Below are 218 nucleotides of genomic sequence, written 5' to 3' on the forward strand. Positions count from 1 at the left end.
TCCCTCAGAATGGTTGGAAATCATTCGTAGAGTGCAAAGGCATAAGGGAGCTTGACTGCGAGACCTACAAGTCGAGCAGGGACGAAAGTCGGGCTTAGTGATCCGGGGGTTCCGCATGGAAGGGCCATCGCTCAACGGATAAAAGCTACCCCGGGGATAACAGGCTTATCTCCCCCAAGAGTCCACATCGACGGGGAGGTTTGGCACCTCGATGTCGG

The 218-nt window shown here is 55.5% G+C and carries 1 rRNA gene; it reads left to right on the plus strand.

Going from position 1 to position 218, the window contains the following annotated elements:
- Positions 1–218 (plus strand): 23S ribosomal RNA (locus tag MR160_RS34655); the annotation flags it as partial.

It is taken from the genome of Bacillus cereus group sp. BfR-BA-01382 (genome assembly GCF_022663475.1).
In the GTDB taxonomy this organism is placed as follows: domain Bacteria; phylum Bacillota; class Bacilli; order Bacillales; family Bacillaceae_G; genus Bacillus_A; species Bacillus_A thuringiensis_S.